The sequence below is a fragment of the Rickettsiella endosymbiont of Aleochara curtula genome, from assembly GCF_964030935.1.
Lineage (GTDB): Bacteria > Pseudomonadota > Gammaproteobacteria > Diplorickettsiales > Diplorickettsiaceae > Aquirickettsiella.
The window spans coordinates 1,381,505-1,404,716 of sequence record NZ_OZ034990.1; the positions used below are offsets into that span (position 1 = coordinate 1,381,505).

17 protein-coding genes are annotated in these 23,212 nt (G+C 37.8%); 9 read left to right on the plus strand and 8 right to left on the minus strand.

All coding sequences use genetic code 11. The features are described from left to right. Positions 1-90 precede the first annotated feature (90 nt). Positions 91-7,014 carry an ankyrin repeat domain-containing protein gene (locus AAHF87_RS06180; RefSeq protein ID WP_342147635.1) on the plus strand — a complete coding sequence of 2,308 codons (6,924 nt, stop codon included), beginning with the start codon at positions 91-93 and terminating at the stop codon, positions 7,012-7,014. Between the two features lie 289 nt (positions 7,015-7,303). Further along, positions 7,304-8,578 carry an MFS transporter gene (locus AAHF87_RS06185; protein ID WP_342147636.1) on the plus strand — a complete coding sequence of 425 codons (1,275 nt, stop codon included), beginning with the start codon at positions 7,304-7,306 and terminating at the stop codon, positions 8,576-8,578. 5 nt (positions 8,579-8,583) lie between these two features. On the opposite strand, the gene AAHF87_RS06190 is transcribed toward AAHF87_RS06185, so the two are convergent. Further along, complete coding sequence (locus AAHF87_RS06190; RefSeq protein WP_342147637.1) at positions 8,584-9,018, minus strand: hypothetical protein; 435 nt, start codon at positions 9,016-9,018, stop codon at positions 8,584-8,586. A 10-nt stretch (positions 9,019-9,028) separates the two neighbouring features. Further along, on the minus strand, positions 9,029-9,958 hold the full coding sequence (locus AAHF87_RS06195) for a hypothetical protein (protein WP_342147638.1): 930 nt from the start codon (positions 9,956-9,958) through the stop codon (positions 9,029-9,031). Positions 9,959-10,240: 282 nt separating this feature from the next. On the opposite strand from AAHF87_RS06195, the gene AAHF87_RS06200 reads away from it, so the two are divergent. The 6 genes from AAHF87_RS06200 to AAHF87_RS06225 all read left to right on the plus strand — a co-directional run bounded on the left by AAHF87_RS06200 (position 10,241) and on the right by AAHF87_RS06225 (position 15,977). Then, positions 10,241-10,747: a spore coat U domain-containing protein gene (locus AAHF87_RS06200; protein ID WP_342147639.1), complete on the plus strand. Its 507-nt coding sequence runs from the start codon at positions 10,241-10,243 to the stop codon at positions 10,745-10,747. Between the two features lie 136 nt (positions 10,748-10,883). Beyond that, positions 10,884-11,372, plus strand: coding sequence for a spore coat U domain-containing protein (locus tag AAHF87_RS06205; protein WP_342147640.1), 489 nt, complete (start codon positions 10,884-10,886; stop codon positions 11,370-11,372). Positions 11,373-11,642: 270 nt separating this feature from the next. Continuing rightward, positions 11,643-12,362 carry a fimbrial biogenesis chaperone gene (locus AAHF87_RS06210; protein WP_342147641.1) on the plus strand — a complete coding sequence of 240 codons (720 nt, stop codon included), beginning with the start codon at positions 11,643-11,645 and terminating at the stop codon, positions 12,360-12,362. Beyond that, positions 12,325-14,763 carry a fimbria/pilus outer membrane usher protein gene (locus AAHF87_RS06215; protein WP_342147642.1) on the plus strand — a complete coding sequence of 813 codons (2,439 nt, stop codon included), beginning with the start codon at positions 12,325-12,327 and terminating at the stop codon, positions 14,761-14,763. Before AAHF87_RS06210 ends, AAHF87_RS06215 begins: the two co-directional genes overlap by 38 nt. Continuing rightward, positions 14,754-15,248 (plus strand): spore coat protein U domain-containing protein, encoded by a 495-nt coding sequence (locus AAHF87_RS06220; RefSeq protein WP_342147643.1) that lies wholly within the window; start codon positions 14,754-14,756, stop codon positions 15,246-15,248. Before AAHF87_RS06215 ends, AAHF87_RS06220 begins: the two co-directional genes overlap by 10 nt. Before the next feature lie 231 nt (positions 15,249-15,479). After that, entirely contained in the window at positions 15,480-15,977 is a 498-nt protein-coding gene (locus AAHF87_RS06225; RefSeq protein WP_342147644.1) for a spore coat U domain-containing protein, read from the plus strand. Between the two features lie 11 nt (positions 15,978-15,988). Here the strand turns inward: AAHF87_RS06225 and AAHF87_RS06230 are convergent, their stop codons facing one another. The 3 genes from AAHF87_RS06230 to AAHF87_RS06240 are packed head-to-tail and all read right to left on the minus strand — an operon-like array spanning position 15,989 to position 18,144. Further along, positions 15,989-16,573, minus strand: a complete 585-nt coding sequence (locus AAHF87_RS06230) for a phosphoheptose isomerase (RefSeq protein WP_342147645.1) — start codon at positions 16,571-16,573, stop codon at positions 15,989-15,991. A 3-nt stretch (positions 16,574-16,576) separates the two neighbouring features. Beyond that, positions 16,577-16,975 carry a YraN family protein gene (locus tag AAHF87_RS06235; RefSeq protein WP_342147646.1) on the minus strand — a complete coding sequence of 133 codons (399 nt, stop codon included), beginning with the start codon at positions 16,973-16,975 and terminating at the stop codon, positions 16,577-16,579. Further along, positions 16,975-18,144: a penicillin-binding protein activator gene (locus tag AAHF87_RS06240; RefSeq protein WP_342147647.1), complete on the minus strand. Its 1,170-nt coding sequence runs from the start codon at positions 18,142-18,144 to the stop codon at positions 16,975-16,977. Before AAHF87_RS06240 ends, AAHF87_RS06235 begins: the two co-directional genes overlap by 1 nt. 244 nt (positions 18,145-18,388) lie before the next feature. Between AAHF87_RS06240 and AAHF87_RS06245 the strand changes: the two genes are divergently transcribed. Further along, on the plus strand, positions 18,389-18,946 hold the full coding sequence (locus tag AAHF87_RS06245; RefSeq protein WP_342147648.1) for a Smr/MutS family protein: 558 nt from the start codon (positions 18,389-18,391) through the stop codon (positions 18,944-18,946). Between the two features lie 163 nt (positions 18,947-19,109). On the opposite strand, the gene uvrD is transcribed toward AAHF87_RS06245, so the two are convergent. The 3 genes from uvrD to AAHF87_RS06260 form a co-directional block, all read right to left on the minus strand. Continuing rightward, positions 19,110-21,281 (minus strand): DNA helicase II, encoded by a 2,172-nt coding sequence (uvrD, locus tag AAHF87_RS06250; RefSeq protein WP_342147649.1) that lies wholly within the window; start codon positions 21,279-21,281, stop codon positions 19,110-19,112. A 78-nt stretch (positions 21,282-21,359) separates the two neighbouring features. Beyond that, entirely contained in the window at positions 21,360-22,301 is a 942-nt protein-coding gene (locus tag AAHF87_RS06255) for an ABC transporter substrate-binding protein (protein WP_342147650.1), read from the minus strand. A gap of 37 nt (positions 22,302-22,338) precedes the next feature. Further along, positions 22,339-23,208 (minus strand): ABC transporter permease, encoded by an 870-nt coding sequence (locus tag AAHF87_RS06260; RefSeq protein WP_342147651.1) that lies wholly within the window; start codon positions 23,206-23,208, stop codon positions 22,339-22,341. Positions 23,209-23,212: the final 4 nt, after the last annotated feature.

Genomic DNA, 23,212 nt, shown 5'->3' on the forward strand with positions numbered 1-23,212 from the left:
AAACTATTCAAAAATAAAATTTTTATATATATTGCGCCGCTGTTTATAAATAAAAAACTATCTAATTATTTTTATGGAGAAAACAAAAAAATGCCATCCTATACAGCTATTTCAAAATCAGATTTTGATGACAGATATAGCAAATTATCAGAAGTTGTAAATAGGGAATATAATTTGGATACACCCTTCTTGGATTCACTCCTTCCTTTATTTAGTTCAAATATTAATAAGCTAACGACTCAAGAAGATCTCGATAAAAAATTTTTTGTTTTAAATAAAGACGAAAATTACAAGTCTTTTTTACATAAGGCTGCAGCAGAAAACAATCTTAGACTTATAATTTACCTTGAAAAAACGAACCATGATATTGATCTGACGGATGGATTGCATAGAACAGCTTTATATGTAGCGTGTGATCAATTAAAGCTTAATGCTGTGCAGGCATTACTATTACGTGGTGCAAATCCTAACATAGGGAATACTCAATTAGTGGCCGGGATTCGAGGCGACAGAACTCCCCTCAATGCGGTTATCAATTCTGAACTTATTGATTCTAGTCTTGTTGTGGCTAATGCAAATAACGAGCGAATTGCAGCGATTATTACCAAAAAACTTATTGACGCAGGAGCCGATGTTAATCTACAAACGGGCGAGGAGAATTTTTCTGCATTACATCGTGCGATTTTAAATAGAAAGCCTTTAATTCTACAAGAAATAATCAATTCAGATAAAGCAAATTATGAACTTGTTAGCAATGACAGAGATACCATTTTGCATATGTTGGTTGATTATAGAAGTAAGGATGAAAAAGAAAATGGGCAAGCTAAGATGCATGAAGAGAAGCAGATGCTCGATCTGCTTTTACCACATATCAATAGTATTGATGAGCAAGATAAAAATGGGAATACGGCGCTGCATACAGCAGTCATTAATAGTAATGTGGATGTAGTAGAAACATTGTATAAAAAAGATTATTTTTTTACTGGAATTGAAAAACTTTTTCGAATACCAAACAATAATGGAAACACAGTTTTACATTTAGCGATTCAAGAAGCTCATCGAGGACCGAAAATATTAGCACTGTTAATGAGAGTCGCTACGGAAGATGATTTAAACGCTAAAAATAACGCGGGCGAATCCCCTAAAGAATTGGCGATTCGTTTAATTAATCAAAGGGTATCATTGCAAAATTTACTGCAAAATATAACAATCGGAAAAGAAAATCTAGATGACGCAATAGTCGAACATGGGTCCGAGATTGATGAATTAAATGCACTTAGAGATGTAAATCAATTAAAAGAAGCGTTAATAGAATTAAATGAATATAAGTTAAATGGTCAATCGATACACAACAAAGCTTCAAAACAATTCACCGTTAACATTGAGTATGTCATTCACTTAATAGATGAAGTAAATAAAAATCATGCTTCTTTGTTTACCGATAATTTAAATAGTTTAAGTGCTTTGAAAAATATCGTGGCGACGACACATCAATTTGTTATGGGAGCCACTACGGAGTTTAAGGAGATTTTTGAGGATACTTATCTCAATTCATTAAACAGTGTGCAACAAACTGAATACCTTGCATGGAAAAATGAACAATTAAAATTACCGAGTAGTTTTTTAAATCAAGAAATTATTGATCCCAACTTGCTTAATGCTCACAGCGAACATTATTTTGTGGCAGGTGAGTTGGCATATCGGGATGGCTTTAATTTTTATAACCAAGGCAATTATGACGAAGCCATACGCAGACTGCGTGTATCGACGGTGGCGTTTAGGACACACTATCCTCAGCATCGTGCATTAGCTAATAGTTATCTGCAGTTGGGTAAAGCCTATCAAGCAAAAAATGATCTCATAAATGCGCGAGAAAATTTCAAGAAAAGTATCAATATTTATACCCATTTAAAGGAATACTCTGAGCTTGAAACGACTTATCAAAATTTAGCGGAGACTTATATCAATGACAGAAAAGCAGCTCTCGATTATGAAACTGATAATCAGAATAAACTGCTTGCAAATTCAGAGACTGAAAAGTTACAAGCACATTTAGCTTTAGCCGGTCTTTACAAACAAATTAAGGAACATCCTGATGCTTTTTCTTTATTAGAAGATGATTTAAGTGCGTACGAATCTTTTCATTACAAAGAATCCTATAAACTTACCCAAGGAAATCTGGATAACGATGCCCATGTAGTTTTGCAGAGTGAGTTTGGAATAGCTCAACATGAAAAATTAGGTACCTATAATATCAAACAATGTGTTGCTGTGATTGTCTATGATCCATTTACGCAAAAAGTAGTTTTATCACATTTTGATAAATTTTCTGGGCCATTAAGTTTTATTGACCAAATTCGCCAGGAATTTCCTGGGGAATCGAAGTTAGATTTTTATCTCACTGGAGGTCGAGATCGTGAGGTTGGAAAACAAATATCTGATAGCAATATTGATCAGGTTCTCAAACAAATATATGCCTACAAAGAGCGTTTTGATATTAAGGCAACCGACATTGGGGATAAATTTTCTCCCGAAGCGATAGTATTTGATGTGGAATCCAGAGAATTAAGACAGGGCATGCCTAATCATCCTGACTCTAGTCTTAATTCAAGAGTAGCCAATTTTCTAATACAAGAGAGAAAAGATGATTATTTACGCCCACCCAATGTTGTAGATTTTACTAAAAGTGAAATAGAAAGAACGAAAACTTTTACTCAAGAGCAGGAAGAGAAAATTAATGGGGAGTATACAGATTTTGAACAAGAAATAGATCAAACCCAAGGCTGGAATCATGATTCAAAATTTTTCCTTTTAATGGAGTCGAAGAAAGAGGTAGCTGGATTCAACCCAGATTTTAATACAGGATTATTAAGAAAACACCACTATAGTGGTGCGCCTGTATACTATCAACCGGGTTTACCTCCTTTGGCTCGACCGAATGAAGAAAATGGTTTAAATGCATTGGATAATCTACATATAGATGAACAGTTGAATAATCCTATCCTACTCGATCCAATAATAAATCAAGCCAATCACGAGGTAATACCCATAGATGATTTGGATAGTATCAATGTTAATGATCTGGTAGGTGCCGGATTCTGCATGGGTAGAAGCAGACGAGAAATAGATACTAGATTTAAGCGAGAAGCTATTTGTGTATTTGATAGCGAAAAAATTATTGAAAAAATTAAAGTTTATCCAGAGAGCAAACGATCCGACATATTACAGAAACTTGAAGCCGAAAAACCGGAAATAGGCGGAAGCAAGCAAGCAGAATTAACAACGTTAATTAATAATCATAGAGTGACGCAGCATTTGAATACAGTTGGAAAATTTTCTTCGCATTTAATCGATGGCATGTTCAGTGAAGAGGCAGTGGCAGGTTTATTTAAAGGAGATCCTACAGCAGCGGTTAAACTTGCGGGTTTAAACTTAGTAAATCGTGCGCTGCTAAAAGGATCCGAGCTGCTGGAGCAAAAGAGGCTGCTTGCTCTTGCAACCGGAATGAAAGGTTTAGGTTTTGGATTAGGTGCACGCGTAATCACCAAAGGAACATCCTTATTAGCCGGGTACGATTTATATAATCAAATTAAAGCCTTGCAAAACAACACTAATAGTACCGATGCGATAGTTGGAATTGTAAGTGATGGCATTCAAATAGGCACTGATTTGCTAAGGGGAGGCATAGAGGTTGCTGAGATAAGTTCAGAAAGATTTGCTGCAATGGGGATTTCGGTTATAGCAGGGCCTGCCGGAGAAATAGTGGTAACTGCGGTCATGTTAGGAGATAGAATTTATGATGATGTTGAAATAGTTGATAAAGAAGATCATCACGTTCATTTATCCGGTTGGGAAAAGTTTAAAGAAGGAGGACGAGCTTTTTTATTTTTTTCTCCTGCAGTATACATAAGTAGAATGATCGAAAAAGCAGCGGAATATGAGCGTAAACTTGCTATACAGTCCAAATTATTCGAACAAATTCCAGAAATTAAACACATTATTATTCCGGCCATCGAAAGAAAGGGTGAAAAATGTCGTGTTGTTATTGGAGAACAAACTTGTACTGGAGGCGGACTCCTTTTTCCTCCTACTTGTACCAATGAAAAAACGGTATGTGATCCCATTTACACTGACGTCTTATATAATGCTGTTTATTTCCAAAATAAACTTATAGGTTTTGAATTAACCCGATTAAGAATTACAGTTCCAGCAGGAAGTGAATTGCTGTGTGTACCCACTGAAAATGATGGCAGTGGTGAGGTACTTTCCGAGCAAGGCGCTTATGCGTGTGACGATGCCATTGGACTTACCAATACTAACAACACTGTGGGAGAAATTGCCTATTTCAATCTAGGTCTAGGAGAAGATCATGCAGTGGGTTTTGAGCGCACTCCAAATGTTTTTATGGTCAATAATGGCGCTAAAGATTTTAAAGGTGGTGAAGGCGATGACAGTTTTATAGTACAAGCAACACAAATTTGGACTGCGCGTCCCAAGGACAGAGAAGGAATCGGTGGTTTAAATGGAGCAGAAGGATCCGATAGTTTAATCCTATCTGGATTTCAACCCACAACCGATAGAATAGAAATCAATTTGAATGAAGGTTATTTGCAAGCTGGAAATAATACACTAGCGCTTAACAGTATAGAAAAACTCGTGGGCGGGGCTTTTCCTGTTTCAATTACCGCAGCTTGTGGTACAGAAATGATTGATATGGCTGGCGGCCTAACTGTAAACAATCCGAATACTCTTTTAATTCCTTGTAATGCGAATTGTGATTACGATTTGAAAATGCATTTGCATCCGAATACTAATGTAACTAATGCGGCAGCAATCGGTAACTTTACTTATTATATTTTACCTGGTAATGGATTGGTTTCAGTTGATTTAACGGCTACTGAGAATTATCCGAACACGCAACACCAATTTGTTTTTAATACACCAATTTCTGAAGTATCTTCTAAAGTATTTGCTAGCAAATCTACAAATGAGCAGTTACAAACTATGAAATTAAATTTCATAGCAGGTTTGGAATTTCAATTAAATACTAATTTATCTAATAACACGCGCTTGCATTTTGTAGATAGTGAGACTAGCGCTGAATTCAAAATGGGTAAACAAAATGGCTATGTTTTTCTTACGACGAAGCTAAACATAGAAGATATTATGCGCATTTATCCGGCTGTTGCCTCCCGTTTAAACATAATTTTTATAATAAATACATCCGAAAATGAGACAGTGATTATTGGTCATCAAGGGCAAGAGGTGATGCGAAATAATCTACGTGCACAAAGAACGCATCTGCATGGCAATGGCGGCGAAGGTCTTTTTGTTATGGACGCAAATTCTTCTAGAGATTTTCGCTCACAATTACCTCTCAATGAAGTGATTATTTATCATGCTAAAAATGATACACATATTGATAGTTTAGATTTTCGAAAACTTCATAACCAAATTCAAATATTAAATGCAACGGCTGAGATTTTCTTCAGAACGTCTAATAGAATAAATAAATTAGGTAATGATGTATTACTGCAATTGGTTATGAAGCCAAAAAATTCTGAACGTAGAATTAATATTATAAACATTTGTTTGAAAGATGCATTAATCAATCAATGGTATAAACAATATTTACATGTTGTATTAAATATTGCGCCAAATATGATAGTAGGGCCACGCTCGAATTTGTATTTAAAACCAATTGATTTCCATATAAAAGCTGAAAGTATGAGCATAGGAGTTAAAGATATAGAAGAAAATACAATTATTATTATTCCTGAGGGAAATGATTCAGATAATTTTGCTTTTTATCATCACAATCGAACGAATTTAATATTTACCAATAGTTTAAATAATTTATCAGTTGGGTTTACACCTATAACGATATTATTTAAAAATTTTTATCAAGAACCTAAGTTAGCTACATTAGTCATTAAGTTTGCCAATACCCATACAAAAATAAGACTTAGAAATAAAGTAACGAATAATCAGATCGCCGATTTTGATATGGCATGGAAAACACACACGCAAGCTTTGCAAAAAGATTCTTTAGCGATTATTAACAGCGATCGGAGTTTTTCTTCTGTAATTAAGAATGTTAGCAGTAGCCGCTTATGGCATGATCGTTACTTCAGTAACGATATTAATGCTAGCTTAATTGAAATACCAACTGATGTTAATTCTATAGAAGATAATGAATTAAGTGTTTCTAGAAGACGTCGAGATGTTGAAAGATTATTAGATTCTGTATCAAGCAATGCTGCTGCACATCATAATGGAATAATACAAAAGACATTTAAGGCGGTTAATAGCGTCATGAATTCTCTTTTTTCAAGTAATTTTGAAGATAAAATCTTAGATATGGCAGATCATTATGAAAAAAGTCAATATCCAATAAAAGCGCTCTCTAAAGGAGCTAAGCATTCTAGAAGAAAAGCTGTGAAATCGCCTGTAAAACAAGTAAATGACAGTACTAAACAAAAAATTTTAGAGTCACCGAGACAAGTACAAAATCTTGTTTTACCCAATAAAACCTTTAAAAAAACTGATCGTATCCAAGCTCATAAAAAATCGGCTGTTGCTGAAACGTGTAAAAGAACTTCTCTATTTAAACCAGTGCAAACTAAAGAAAGTTATAATCCACAAAACACTAGGGAAAATAAACAAAATAGCTATGCAAATCATAATCAAATTAAGCTGGGTCAGATAACTTCGGGGAACTTACATAAGATAGGGCATCAAGCTAAGCACTTACATTCAAAATCGTTAGTTAAAGTTAGCTTAGCTGGAGAAAACCATCAGCATAGTTATCAGCAGGCCCGGCAACAGGCAGGTAAGTCAGGTATATCACAGGTTACAGCGAGCAGTAATGTGAATGCGACACTTTTACTTTTTAATGTTATGTCACGATATAAATGTCAACAACCGCTAAATGCTAAAGTAGCTCGTTGGAGTGAACAGGTAGATAGGCAAAAACAAAAAATATCCGGAAAACCTATGGGTTTACGTCTCTAGTTTAAGCCTATTTTTAAGTCCTCATCATTGCTTTAATGTTTAATGATGAGGGCTTCTTTTAATCAGGAGCTTGCGACTAAAACGTAGCTTGATAAGCTTTTACTTGTCATTGCGAGCGCTTTGCGCGCGGCAATCCAGGAAATACGAAACTGTGGATGGCCAGTTCATTCCATTCACTCGCCATGACGATAATTTTTTTATAGTATAAAGGTACTCTTGATAAGGAGTGCAAAATTTGGCTAATAATGCCATAATTCGCCGCTAAATGAGTTATAAGGTTTAGCGTGCCATGCAGATTGAAAAGAAACATTTTACCGCCCACCATGGATATCCTTGGTTAGTTATCGCACTAGCCGCCGCTTTTTTATTTTATAAATATATCTTGCAAGTCTCACCTAGCATAATGACTGATGATTTGATGCGAGTGTTTCATATCCAAGGAACAGGTTTAGGTAATTTAACCGCTAGTTTTTTTTATTCTTTTTTATTAGCGCAGCTGTTTGTAGGTATTTTATTAGATCGCTATAGTCCGCGCTTATTAACCACTATCGCTATTCTTTTATGTGCCGCAGGGATTTATATTTTTTCTGAGGCGCACAGTTTAAATATAGCCACTTGGTCTCGGGCATTAATGGGTGTCGGTGCCGCTTTTGCTACCGTCAGTTATATGAAGATGACAAGTCTATGGTTTAAGCCGAGTCAATTTGCCTTTGTTGGAGGGTTACTGGCGACTGCAGCGATGTTGGGTGCAGTTGCCGGTCAGTTACCCTTGTCTTTCGCGGTTAGCACCTTCGGTTGGCGGCAGAGTTTATATTTGTGTGCGATAAGTGGGTTAATTCTAGCCGGTTTATTTTATTTAATCGTACGCGACAAACCGGTTGGAGCATTAAGCCAAACCGGAAGTGTAGATAAGTTTTCAATGCATGATGTTTGGATGGTACTGAGTAATAAACAAAATTGGTTAATTACACTCTATAGTGGATTCGCTTTTGCACCGATTGATGGTTTTGCAGGTCTTTGGTGTATTCCATTTCTAAAAGAAACTTATCAGGTGTCACACACACAAGCGGCAGGTTTGGGGTCTTTAATTTTTTTAGGTTTAGCCTTTGGTAGTCCTCTATTGGGCTTGTGGTCGGATCGAATCAATAAACGGCTGTCGGTGATGTTGATTAATGCCTGTATAGCGTTAGTTACGATTACATTGATAATTTATGTAAATCATTTTCCGCTTTGGTTATTGGGAACTTTATTATTTATATTTGGTTTCAGTACCGGTGCATTTATGCTCGGTTTTGCCTTAGGTAGAGAATTAAATAAAATAACCGTTGCGGCAACCATAATCGCCTTAATCAATACCGGTGAGATTATCTTTAGTGCGTTGACGCAACCATTAATAGGAAAATTATTAGATGCGCATTGGCAGGGTAAGTTGATTGCAGGTGTGCATTATTTTTCGGCCATAGAATATCGTCACGCGTTAAGTATCTTGCCGATCTATATTTTACTGGCCCTAATCTTGTTATTTTTTATTCGTGAATCGAATTCACAGCAAGTAGATAGGTAAGTATTTTAGCCAGCAGCGTTGAGTTGGTCTATAACTTTGGTTTTATAATCGGATTGCATAATGGGTAAATTTCGAAAATCCTGTAAAACCTTCAAACAAGGAATAGTTTGATTTTTTTTCTCAGCTATTTGCGCTTCTTGGCTAATACGCTGATAGATCAGACCGGCGGCCGCTTGTTCGGAAGGATCATTAGCTAACTTATTTAGGGCTTCAGTAACTCTAGCAGAAAAATCTCCTAGATTTTGACCACAAGCCTGTGCGATACCGGCGATTGCGCCCGCTTGTCTGGCAAATTCGATTGCCTTACTTTGTTGTGGGCTGCTTGGTGCCGATGGATGAGAGGTAGTGGTGCTGTTGGTGGGAGCAGTATCAGCCAATGCAAGAGTACTGATACCTAATAACAGAATTAAACCGAGTATTTTTTTTTGTATTGTAAACATATTATTAGTTCTAGTTAGTAGAATAGGGCAGTTCTAAAAAGTCTAGTGTGGGGCCTTCAAGACTACCTAGTCTGATACTATGGGAAATAGCTTGAGTTTGCAAACAAACTAAGGCTTGGTAACGATTATCTTGTTCTTTCGCACACAGGATGAGCGCGCCTTTTTCAGTTTTTTGCTCGTCTAAGAGCGGGGTGCCCGGTAAGGGCGGGTCATTGGCTACAAAACCTACTCGATAAAGGCGACTTTTGGATTTCCCTAAATAATGAGTACGAGCGATGATTTCCTGACCTATATAACAACCTTTGTTAAAGCTCACGCCGCCTATTTCTGGGAAATTAAGCTGATGCGGCGTAAATTGGCCACTGGTTTCCGGGTAAATAATCGGGATTCCAGCCATAATATCCAATAAATGCCAATGATTGACACTTTGCTGCTCAAATTTGGTTTCGATTGAGCCGATAGCATCAGAAACAGGAGCCAACAAGATAATACGAGGCACAGGGCCTGGAATAGATAAACTTAGTTTATGCTTGGATTCTGCAACACCATTTTCTTTGGTTATATATAATACCTGTTCTTTGAGTAAATCTTTAATAGTAGGGCCATAAAGGCCGATTTTTCGCCAATTTTCACTGACTTCCGTTAACACAACGTTGGAAAAGACTGCATATTTTTGTAATGAAGCTAATAAAAGTGGCAAGGTACTTTGTTGTAATAAAAAATAATAGTCATGTTGATAAAAAAATAACCGAAAAATTGCAATGATTCGTCCCTTAACATCACAGTGTGCGCCTAATCGGCTTTGTTCTGTATTGATTTCTTCCAAATCGCACGTTAATTGGCCTTGTAAAAATCGCTTAGCGTCTTTACCGCTGATTCGAATCAGACCAACATCGATGAGATTAGCATAGTTATTTTTCAGTGTTATTTTTTCGAGCATAAAACCCAGCCTTATTCGTTAAATCGGCAAATATTAACTAGAATTATACTCACAGCAATGGGATTTTTGGCAAGGCGCCGCGAGAATGAAGCAACCGGAGTGTATTCAAGATACATGAGGATTGCGAATTGAGCGGCAACGCAGACAAAAATTCAAGTGCGAAGAGTATATTAATGATTATAAATTATTACGCATACTTATATAAGCGATCTAAAGCGGATTCAATAAAAACTCATCATTAAACAAAATTATAAAAGCTTTAAGGTCACAATGGGGGGGATTATGCTTTCTTCTTTGATCAAGGTTTCAATGAGTATTTTACTCTGTTTGATTTTCCAAGACGCCAAATGTTTAACTATTACTAATACCTTAGCGGTTATGGCAACCATAGGTGGCGGGGCGAATTGTACATTTGGCTCAACCAGCAATATGAAATTTCCTAATTATTATCCACTCAATTCTAATCCAGATTATGCTACAGGTAACGTGACAGTTACCTGTATACCGAATTTAGCCTATGATATAGGTATCGATAAAGGACAAGGCGCAGGCGCAACAGAAAATCATCGACTGTTAACCAAACAAGCAGGAAATCAACAATTAAATTACGGTCTTTTCCAAGATGCCGGTCATCAACACATGTACGGTACCGTGATAGGGCAAAATACCTTGCATCAGATAGCCACAGGGTCTACAGAGGTGATAACTATTTATGGGGAAATTCCTAGAAATCAAGCGGTTGGTGCAGGTACTTATTTAGATCGAGTGACTATTTTTGTCACCTTTTAAAGGAGCAGGGAGCAAGCAGCAGCGCTATTAGATTACTTTATATCCAATCGTTAATACAGTTTTTGCTTGATCACTTTTATAAAGCATTATATGCTACTTTGGTGCTGTAGGGTCTTATTTGATAAGGAAGTCGATTATGTTTAGAGCACAAAATGCTTTTTTTGTATTATTCATTTTATTTTTCAATCCAGTTGCATTTGCTGCGACAGTAACGGCAAATTTACCTGTTAACGCGACAGTGAATTCAACTTGTATCTTTGGTAATATCACCTCAGTAAACTTTGGTAACTATTCGGGAGTCCAAAATGATGCAACGGGTAGCATCGAGGTGACTTGTAACACTGGTACTGTATACAACATTGGTCTAAACATAGGAACTGGGACGGGTGCAACCATTACTAACAGGGTTATGACAGGAACACCTTCAGGAACACTGACCTATCAACTTTTTCAAGATCCAGCGCGCGCAACAAACTGGGGAAATACTCCGCCCGGTACTACGGTCAATGTGACAGGTAATGGAGCCGTTCAATTAGCTACAGTCTATGGTCGAATACCTGCCGGTGCAGTTCCTGCCACAGGTAGTTATAATGACACTGTATTAATAACGGTTACGTATCCATAATTTGAGCAACTCTATTATAATCGATTAGATTAAAAGATCTTATGTATACCTTGTTTAAGGTATTCCGAGGAACATATAAATAGTACTTTATATTAAATATTTTTACTTGATAAGAATACTTTTCTAAGGATGATATCGGCCATTTATTGGAAGTCACAGATAATTTATTGATTTAGTTTATAAGTACATTTAGAGATGTAACATAGCCATTTTTTGAATTAAATAAGAATAGACTATTTTATAAAAAGGGATTGTAAGGATCATTAAAAAATGAAAATAAAATATTATATTGCTAAGCTTGGTATTTTAGTCGTCCTATATACGTCTGAGGTTTACGCCAGTGTTTTAGAGGTGACTCCTGTCCAACTTTCTTTATCTCCTACGCAAAGGATAGGAGTACTTAAAGTTACGAATCGAAGTGATGAACCTAGCCTATTACAATTAAGTTTACTAGACTGGCAACAAACTCCTAAGAGTAAAGATATCTATAAAATCTCGCATGACATTTTGTTGACGCCACCGTTATTTGCATTGCCTGCACATAAAACTCAGATTATACGGTTTGCTTTAAGACATCCCACTTATAATACCGTGCAAAAAGCCTATCGCGTGCACTTGAAAGAAGTTCAGCAGCCTAGAAGAAAAAAACTAGGTCAAACGCTGTATTTTTTACTGGATATCTCCCTTCCTTTGTTCATACAACCACAACATATTATAGAGAATGGAGTTTGGTCAACCGAGGTTTTAGATGCACATCATATTAAATTGAATCTATACAATGACGGCAACGTTTCCTTATTTGTAAATCAATGGCAATTAGTCTCTAAAGAGCCACAAGCACCGATAATGAAAAAGCACTCGACTTTTACGCATGTCTTCCCACGATGCTCTTATTCTTGGATAGTAAAAGGCGATTCTAATATTAAGTATACGGATATTAAATCAAATATTAATGGACAAAGTAAAAAATCAACTTTGCATAGGCTTTAAATTTGTATTAATTGCATGTTTTATAATTTTTTCTTTAATAAGCACACAGAGTAACGCGAAGTTAGGAAAAGAGTTTTTAACAAAACAAGCATCCAAAGTAAAAGCTAAAAAACGTATGATTCCTCTCTTGCTGGAAATCAAGCTGAATGGATCGTTATTGCCTGGTGTTACACAGTGTTTTAAAGATGCGTCTGGTCAGATTTGGGTTGAAGAAAGTGATTTACGCCAATGGCAGCTGCAGTTTAGCTCTCATGCTCCTTTAAAATTTAATGGGGAGCATTTATATAGACTTGATTGGTACCCCGATGTTAGTTACCAATTAGATCAATATGCGATGCAGTTAACTATCACTGCCCCTGCCCGATTATTTGCTATACAAACCTTTGATCCTTTGAGTAGACGCTTAGGCGCTTTGCGTCCAAAAGATCCTGGCGCCTATCTCAATTACGATGCGGTTGCCTTAAGAAATAATTCTCCTGGAATCAATCAAACCAATCTTTCAGCATTGATGGGCTTAGGTTTATTTAATCGCTTAGGCGTCGGAACTGCAGATGTACTCGCGTACAACAAATATGCGAATAACATTACCTTACTAACCAATCAATCCAGTAAGTTAGTGCGTTTAAATACCTCCTGGACTCTAGATCAGCCAGAAAAAATTGCGCGCTGGCGTTTTGGTGATGCCATTACCGGCTCGACTTATTGGAGTGGTGCATCGCGTTTTGCTGGTATTCAATATGCCACAAATTTTAAAACACAACCTAATTTAGTGACTTTTCCGCTACCTGGCTATCAAGGTGAAGCCGCCATTCCCAGCACAGTGGATGTTTTTGTGAATAGTGTTTTAAACCAGCAACAAATAGTGAATAACGGTCCTTATATATTTAATAATATTCCGGTGATTTCTGGAGCCGGTAACGTGAATGTCGTTACACAGGATTTGCTTGGACGTAGCAAAGTAGTTAGTTTTTCTTATTACGCAAGCCCGCAGTTACTTAAGCCCAATTTAGTTGATTTTTCCTATGAAGCAGGATTTGTGAGGGATAATTATGGAGTAAATAGTAATGATTATGGGCGTTTTTTAGCGGTGGGAACCTATCAACGCGGCATCACCAATAATCTAACCTTAGGTGGGCATGCCGAAGTATTGTTCGATCAACAAACCTTAGGCTTTTCGGCTAATTATTTATTAAATAATTATGGAGTAGCCACGTTAGCGTTGGCAGGCGGACATAATAATTCAGGTGGCGGTGGTTTATTGGGCTTAGGTTTTATTCGCCAAGGGCCTAAGCTTAGTTATGGTTTTAATACCAGCTTAACCACACTAAATTATATTCAGTTAGGCACACAACCCAATACATCACCACCGAGCGTGGTGAATCAATTATTTCTAGGATACAGTTTAGAAAACTATGGATCGTTAAGCACGAGTTTTACCATGGTAAATAGCCGAAATTTTAATCAAGCAAATGGTATCTCTAATACACCGACGGCACGATTATTGACCGCTACCTATACGCATAATTTATTCAAAAATATTTCTTTAAGCTTAGGTTTTGTGGGAGATTTACGTAACTCACAAACTAACCAAGCGTTTCTAAATTTAGTTTTTGCCCCTGATGTGAATCATTATGTTAATAACGCTACAACTTGGCAAAATCATCAAGTACAAGATGTGTTGCAATTTGCTAAACCAGTCCCATTAGGTAAGGGCTATGGTTATAACATCCTAGCTAGTAATAACAGTAATCGTTACGCAGGTGCTGATGTGACTGTACAAAATGAAATTGGAGCTTATACAGCACGCGTAGGCCAAGGTCGTGGACAAGCAGATTATGAATTAGACGCCAGCGGTAGTGCTATTTATTTTGCCGGCAATGGATTTTTAGCACGTAAACTCACGCAAAGTTTTGCTTTAGTGAAAGTTCCTGATTTCCCAGGTGTGGATGTCTATTATGAAAATCAACTCATGGGTAAAACGGATAGAAATGGAAATTTATTAATCACTGAATTATTGCCCTATCAAGAAAATAGCGTGGAAATAGAACCGACAACGTTGCCATTAGATACACAGATCGATGTCACGCAGGAAAAGGTCATACCTTATTTTCATAGTGGTGTTTTAGCAGAGTTTTCAGTTAAGCATTTGCAGGGTGTAGAGTTGCACTTAAAAACGCCTAGTGGAAATTATGCTCCGCCAGGTGCTGAGCTGACACTAACTAATGATCAATCTTGTGAAAGCTATCCTGTAGGATATGACGGTGAAGTTTACATCCCTGAAGTGAAAGATCATCTTTTAGAAGGTTCAGTCAGTTGGGAAAATCATGTATATTATTTTTCAAAGCGATTACCTAATACCAATGATCCAATCATCGAATTAGGAGATGTGCAATGTTATTAAAAAAAACTAAACGGTATTGGTTGTTAATTATTTTATTTCTCTATAATTTTTATAGTCCTGCTGTTTATGCTACCTGTGCTGGACTTGGTTGTTCATGTTCAGTGGCAACCACAGCAGTCACATTTGGTACGTATGTGCCCACTACTTTAAAAACGGCTAATGGCAATGTGGCAGTGACTTGTTCAGCATTAGTTATTTTTACTGCTTCTTATGTGATTAGTATGGCTAAAGGAAATAGCGCAACTTATACTCCCCGTTTTATGAATATGGCAGGTGTGCATTTGAATTACAATTTATATACTACTGGGGCATTTACTTCGATTTGGGGTGATGCAACTGGAGGAACTGTGACCGTGAGTGATTCCTATACCTCAATAGGATTGTCAACCACCAGAAATTATACGGTTTTTGGTCGAATTACTGCTGCGCAATTTGTCAATACAGGGACTTATACAGACGCGGTTTTGGTATCCGTTACTTATTAACCTCACACCACTATGGCTTATTACTGGATAATAAGCCGTTCCTCTATTAATCTTAATAGAGGAAGCTAGCTATAAACATCAAAGAACGCAAAGAAAAGGACCTTTTTTTGCAGAAGTTAAACTAATCTCTAAAAAAATTCAATATTTTTTTAAGTTTCTTCCTGTCACTCAGTTAATAAATGGATTAATTTTCTGGTAATGCTGGCCACTTATTGGCAGAGGGGGTTAATCATGCGTTTATTTTGCAAATGGGTTTGTTTTCTATTTTTATTATCAGGGATAAATACGGCGTTTTCGGCAATCGGTTCTGATGATACATCCATGTTGGTTTCTGTAAGCGTAGTCGGCGGATGTACTATTCGGGCCACGCCTTTAATATTTGGTATTTATAATCCCGATTCATCTTTCCCTAATAATTCTACCGCGCGACTCAAGGTGCTTTGTACATTGAATACGCCTTATTATGTAACCTTAGATCAAGGAGCGGGGTATTCGGCAACCACTCGATTGCGCAGAATGTCGGGGCCAGAACATTCGTCAATCAAATATATTTTAACGCAAAATCCAACGCACACTATTAATTGGGGCAATGTTATCGGTGTTGACGCCAAATTTGCTGTTGGGAACGGTGTCAGGCAGATAATTCCTGTATATGGACAAATCTCACCCAAGCAAAATGTGGGGATTGGTTCCTATAGAGATGTCGTCAATGTAGGGATTGTTTTTTAAATTTGTAGCAATCAACCGAACAATTGCTTATCGATTAGATCACACAAACAATGGATAATGAGTAAATGTGTTTCTTGTATGCGCGCAGTCGAGGTGCCTTGAACGCGAATTTCAATATCAGTGGAACTCAACAGCCCAGCTAAAGAGCCGCCTTCTTTGCCGGTGAGCGCGATAATTCTTAGATCTCGACTTTGAGCGGCTTCACAGGCTTTTAATATGTTCTCCGAATTACCGCTGGTTGAAATAATTAATAAAATATCGCCGGCTTGTCCTAAAGCTCTAATTTGCTTAGCAAAAATTTCACTGTAGCTATAGTCATTCGCAATCGAAGTGATGGTTGAAGTGTCGGTAGTTAAAGCAATCGCGGGTAGACTCGGACGTTCGGTCTCAAAACGGTTGATCATTTCAGAGGCAAAATGTTGTGAATCTGCCGCAGAACCACCGTTACCACAAACCAGAATTTTATTATTATTTAAGAGACATTTAACGAATAGCTCACTGGCCGCCAAAATAATTTCAGGCAATGTTTCCGCAGCATCCGATTTTGTGCGTATGCTCTCAGAAAAATGGGTCTTAATACGTGCTATTAGATTCATAACCTACCTAGAGAATGCGTTTTTTATCCATTCTACTTGAGCTGGGTCTAGTTTGGAAATATTGGCTAGTTTTTCTGTGCTCGGTTTGACGCCGACGACATCAAATCGACAAGCCATTTCTTCAAATAACTGGTGCGATAATAAGTAATATTCTGCAGTTTTGATGATTTTATGTTGTTTAATTAAAGTGACTGATTCTAAGCTACTGCCAAAGTTACCATGCTGTCGATAACGAACTTCTATAAAGACTAATGTGGATTGATCCTGCATAATCAAATCGATTTCACCCAAGCGACACCGATAATTACGCGCAATTAATTTAAGTTTTTGCCGTCGTAAATAATCACAAACTAAACCTTCAATTTGCTGGCCTAATTTTTTTGTATCGATAGATGGCATCATTAATCGATAGGGACTAAATTCCCATTACGAAATTGTGCGCAAGGTAATTGGCGAGCGATGCGATGTTGACTATTTAATGAAAGCATTCCTGTGGCGCCTTGCAGTGTTTGTTGTTGGGACTGATTTAAACGTCCTAGTTGCTGAATAATATGAAACGCATCGATACCTAAAGCGTAATACTTACTGTTGCGACTAAAGCGCTCTGGTGAGGCTGATTTTAATTGTTGGTATAGATTAGGCTCTATGCTGCTGTTAGCGAGCGACCATGGGGCAGCACAGAAGATTATTTGATTCAGGTCTTTATCCAACCGCTGGGATCCGGGTATGCCACTATAAATCGATGCAGTCGCATAAACCGGTATATCACCGGCATAAAAGAATTTTAGTAAAGGTTTCACTTGGCGACCGATTTGCGGACTACTGGCTAAGAAAATGACATCAAAGTCTGTGCGTCTGTCGTGCGGAGGTTTAAAATGCAGAAAATGACGCATTTGCTTGGTTATATCAGCAGGATTTTCCGACAAGGTGAGTTGACCGACAACGGTTCCCCCTAATGCTTGCCATTGTTGTGCAAACGCTTCGCCTATCTGAGATCCCCAATTGCCATTGGCAGTCATGATGAGTGCAGAACGTTTACCATTTTTCCAGGCATGGTTAATAGCTTGTTGTGCTTCGTCGAGAGGCGATAAACCAAATTGGTATAACTCAGAGGGTGTACTAATATCAGAATTTAAATAGTTCAGCGCTAAAATAGGAATTCTAGTTTGCAAACCGGCTATGCTTTGTACTTGAGGCTTGAGTAATGGACCGACAATTATTTGCGCATTTTTTGCTATGGCTTGGGTATAAGCGGCTTGTATCGAAGATTCAACACTGGTGTCTACGAGGATAATACGTGGTGAAGATCCATTTTCTTCAGCGGCAGCCAAGAAGCCTTGTTTTACGGATACTCCAATATTAGCTAAAGGTCCTTGTAGGGGCAGCAGTAAGGCAATGGTTTGCATTACATTATTACTAAGAGTTGATGAGGTTGAAAATGCAGGATTTTGATTGTTCGATAAGACTGGATTAGGCACATGGCTAGAATTGCTAGCACAAGCAGTAAGACCTAAGCTTATCAATAAAAAGCCTAGGCTTAAACATAATCGATTCATCAATGAAAAAGACACACGCCTTCCAGTCAAATTTTATACGACAGTGTTAATAATAGTTTATTCTAATACTTTTACGCAATGCTTCAGAAAATTTTGCTTAACCGGTACTTACTAGACCTTTTACATAACCAAGTAATAGGCTTTAGTTCAAGGCAAACGATAATCGAGGACCGGAGTTTACATGAGTACATGAGGACCGCAAAGCATCGTTTAACGATGAAATTAAGTCCATTACGCAAGTTATGTAAGAGGTCTACTTATGAATAAATCTCCTCCGCCGGATAAAGAGGATCTTGAGTTTTTTAGAGCAGCGATGCTAGGTGTAAAGCGAACCAAGTCAGTTCACATAAAACCCAGGTCAAAAAAAAATATTTCGGCGTTAAAAAAAGAAAAATTAATTCACCTAAAAGAGGAGCAGCCAGTTTCCCTTATTCTACTTGACCCAGTTGGATTAATAGTAGGATCTGAAGATCGATTATTTTTTAATCGGCCAGGTTTACAACATAAACGTATTAAACAATTAACAGGCGGTGATATATCCCAATCAGCTTATCTAGATTTACATCAAATGAGCGTAGAGCAGGCACGCAGGGCAGTGCTCAATTTTTTGTTACACAGTCGCGAACATAGTTATAACTGTGTTCGCATCATTCATGGGAAAGGAAAGCTCACACAATCAGGAGCCAAACTGAAAAACCATGTCAATTGCTGGTTAAGGCAAATTCCATGGGTATTGGCTTTCTCGTCTGCGCAAGCACGAGATGGTGGGGCCGGGGCACTTTACGTCCTATTACGTAGAATTCGTCACGCGAAATGATTCAGCAAAGCATTTTCCATCATTGCGAGCACGTAAATTATTCATCGTCATTGCGAGCACCGTAGGTGCGTGGCAATCCAGAGATGACCATGGTCTCACTAACGTTTCGGCCTCGCCGTGAAAGACCCATTAATTTTTGACTGTGCGCAGACAAAGCGTATATTTATTTAGCGGTTAGTTTGGCATAACTTGCCACCAACCATTTCGTACCGGCGTTGTTAAATTTAACCTGTAAACGCATATGTTCGCCGCGCCCCTCAGCATCGATCAGTGTTCCTTCGCCAAAAGCAGCGTGCGTGACGGTTTGTCCTATACGTAATCCAGTATCACCTATCGCATCACGAGCGGAATTTTTTGCGGGTTTTAATATTTGCGTAGGCCTAATAACAGAAGTACGCAAACGAACTTCTTCTAACAGCTCTTTGGGGATTTCTGAAATAAATCGAGAAGGGCGATGATGACTTTCGGTGCCATGTAAACGCCTGACTTCAGCATAGCTAAGAAATAACTTGCGCATGGCACGCGTCATTCCCACATAACAGAGTCGTCGCTCCTCTTCTAAGCGACCGGGTTCTTCATGGGACATATGATGTGGGAACAATCCTTCTTCCATCCCACATAAAAATACCCAGGGAAATTCTAAGCCTTTAGCAGAATGCAAGGTCATTAGCTGTACGCATTCTTGTTGGTCATTGGCTTGATGCTCACCCGCTTCCAAGGCAACATGCGCAAGAAAGGCAGACAAAATAGCAATACTATTGTCTTCAGGAACAAATTGTCTGGTAGCATTGATTAATTCTTCGAGATTTTCGATGCGGGCTTGACCGCGTTCGCCTTTTTCTTTTTGGTAATGACTAAACAAACCACTGCTATACAGAACTTGTTCGGTTTGTTCTGCCAGCGTTAAGGTCTTAGTGTCTTCATCCATTTTGCCGATCAACTGGATGAAAAGTGTTAATGCATTGGCTGCACGCGCGGCTAAGGTTTGATTAGTTAATAAATGTTCAGCGGCTTGCCATAAAGAAATACCTTGTGAGCGGGCTTCCAAGCGTAAGCTTTGTAAGGTTTGATCACCAATACCACGTGTTGGAGTATTGACTACGCGCTCGAAAGCCGGATCATCATTACGATTAGCAATTAAACGTAAGTATGCTAAGGCATCTTTGATTTCAGCGCGTTCAAAGAAGCGGAGTCCGCCATAGATACGATAAGGAATTTGTGATTGAATTAAGGCTTCTTCAAGTACACGTGATTGAGCATTGGATCGATATAAAACAGCCACTTCATTTGGCCGTAGTTCTTTTTTTAAGCCTTGCTTAATTTGATTGACAATAAATCGTGCTTCATCTAAATCGTTAAACGCACCGTAAAGTGAGATCAGATCACCTTGTCCACCATTACTCCAAAGTTTTTTACCTAAACGGCCATCATTGTGTGTAATTAAAGCATTGGAAGCGGCTAAAATGACTCCGGTGGAACGATAGTTTTGTTCGAGTCGGATCACCTGATTATCTGGAAAATCGCGTGTAAAATCTTGAATGTTTTTTACGCGCGCGCCACGCCATCCATAAATCGACTGGTCATCATCACCAACTATCATTAAATAGTTTTTCCCACTACTTAATAATTTTAACCAAGCGTACTGTATAGTGTTAGTATCTTGAAACTCATCAACTAAAATATGTCGAAAACGTTCTTGATAATGCTGCAAAATATCTGGGTTTTTAATAAAAAGTTCATAGCTACGTAAAATCAATTCTGCAAAATCGATTACACCGTTCCGAGTGCATATTTCTTCGTAAGCCTGGTAAATGCGAACTAAGGTTTTAGTATAGGGATCATTCGCATTAGGTACTTGACTAGGTCTAATTCCCTCATCTTTTTGTTGATTAATAAACCATTGCACTTTTTTTGGTGCCCATTGCGCTTCATCAAGATTTAGACTCACTAAAATTCGTTTAATGACGCGATACTGATCATCACTATCTAATATTTGAAACGCTTGTGGTAAACCAGCAGCTTCCCAATGTTGACGTAATAAGCGATGAGCTAGCCCGTGAAACGTACCTACCCACATCATTCGGATTGGGATATCGAGTAAAGTTTCTAAGCGTTGGCGCATTTCTCCAGCTGCTTTATTAGTAAAAGTTACAGCAAGAATATTATGTGGAGATATGTTTTCTTCATTGATTAGCCAGGCAATGCGATGGACTAACACACGCGTCTTTCCGCTACCTGCGCCGGCTAAAACCAACAAATGGCTTTGCGAGGCAGCAACGACTTGTTGTTGCGCCTCATTTAAAGATTCTAGTAAGGGATGATTAGGGTTAGACATAGCTGGCGATTGTAACGAAATTTCTATCTTCTTGCATGATTATTTTCGAGGAAAAATACAATTATTAGAATATTTTATCTAATGGACTAATTCTGTTGCATAATCATCAATGGTTAAAGCTTGAGATAAGATATGTTTATGTTGAAGAAACAAGGTAAAGTTCGCATAAGCTTTTTTATCGAAACTAAGCGGATGCTGTGCAATATAAGGTAAAGTAGTTTGCCAAATTTGATGATTTAATGCATTGTTTAAAGCAGGATGGTTTTTTACAAATATTTTCCAGCTTTTTTCTGGATTATTGAGTAAGTAGTGGGTTGCTTTGTCGAGAGCAGTTAAAAATTTAGTAAGGCGAGGATCAGATAATTTATTTTTATTGGCAATGATAATGAGTTCATCATAAGTTGGAATCGCAGCTAACTCGACAGGAAAGATTTTTACCGGCTGATGAGCAAATTGTAATTGTAAAGGCTCTACGTTACGCATCACATTAATCACGGCATCGACGCGATCGCTTAGTAACGCTTGCGTTAAATCATATTGCACATTAATGGTTTGTACATCGTTTATCGTTAAATGTGCTTTTTCTAATAAGCCACTTAACATCATCGTTCCTTCAACATGGGATGTATAGGCGATACATTTTCCTTTCAGATCGGCAAGCTGATGAATGGGCCCATTTTTTTTTACAATCAAACAGTTTAAAGGTTGTTTTATTAAACTGGCTACGCGTATTAACGGCAGGCCTTTTGCGGCTTGTACCACCAATTGTGGTTGATAACTAACAGCCAAATCTGCATGCCCTGCCGCTACTAGTTTAGGACCATCATCCGGATTACTCGGCGCAATAATATTAACCTGTACGCCTTCGCGAGCAAAAAACCCTTGTTCTTTTGCTACAAAAATTGCTGCGTGATCGGGATTAACTAACCAATCTAGGATTAACGTTAATGGTTTAGCCGCGACAGTGCGAGTGAATAACAAAAAGATCATTAAAATAATAAATTTTTTTTGTATTTGCATAAATAAAAAGTTTCTTTTTTTGATTGATTTGTTTTTTTCAATGGGAAGGTAATAATGTCCATGGCAGAGCCAGCTTGATTAAAGTATCAACCAGGTAATAAAGTAAAATTCCTAGAAAAAATATAACCAGCAATACGGCAAACATGAGATCAATTTGCATCTGCGCGTTAGCATTTAACAATAAAAAACCTAAGCCTTGATTAGAACCAACCCATTCTCCAACAATCGCCCCTAAGGGGGCCATAGTTGTTGCAAGCCGGATGCCAGAGGCAAGATTAGGTAATGCGGCAGGGATACGGATTTGAAGGAGAATTTGCCAACGACTACTATTCATCATCTCAGCCATATTTAAATAATTTTTCGGCGTTTGCTTTAAGCCATCGAGAAAATTATTGGTAATAGGAAAAAATAACATAAAAGTGGTGGTGATAATCTTAGCGATCACTCCATAACCAAACCAAAGTACCAATAGGGGAGCAATGGCAAATACAGGTAGAGCTTGGCTGGCCAATAATAATGGGAGTAGGAAGTTATGCAATGGCCTAAATAAACTCATACTGAGCGCGATAGTTACACCTAATATAACTCCAAAAAATAAGCCTAAGAGAATTTCGACCAGCGTTGGTAAAGTCTCTGATGTAATTAATGCGGCGTGATCAATAAGACTTTTTAAAACTTCAAAAGGAGTGGGTAATATATAATTGGGAAGTTGTAAAATATGAATCAAACATTCCCAAATGATAATAAACCAAATGGGAATGCAAAATTTATGAAAAAATAAGGGATATATTCTGAAAAATAATTGTTTGTTGGCAGTTATTTTTGAAGTCCATGAGGACGAGAGTAAATTTTGTAGCTGAGTAACACCATTGATGAACTGATTACGTAAAACAACAAATGGATACATTTAT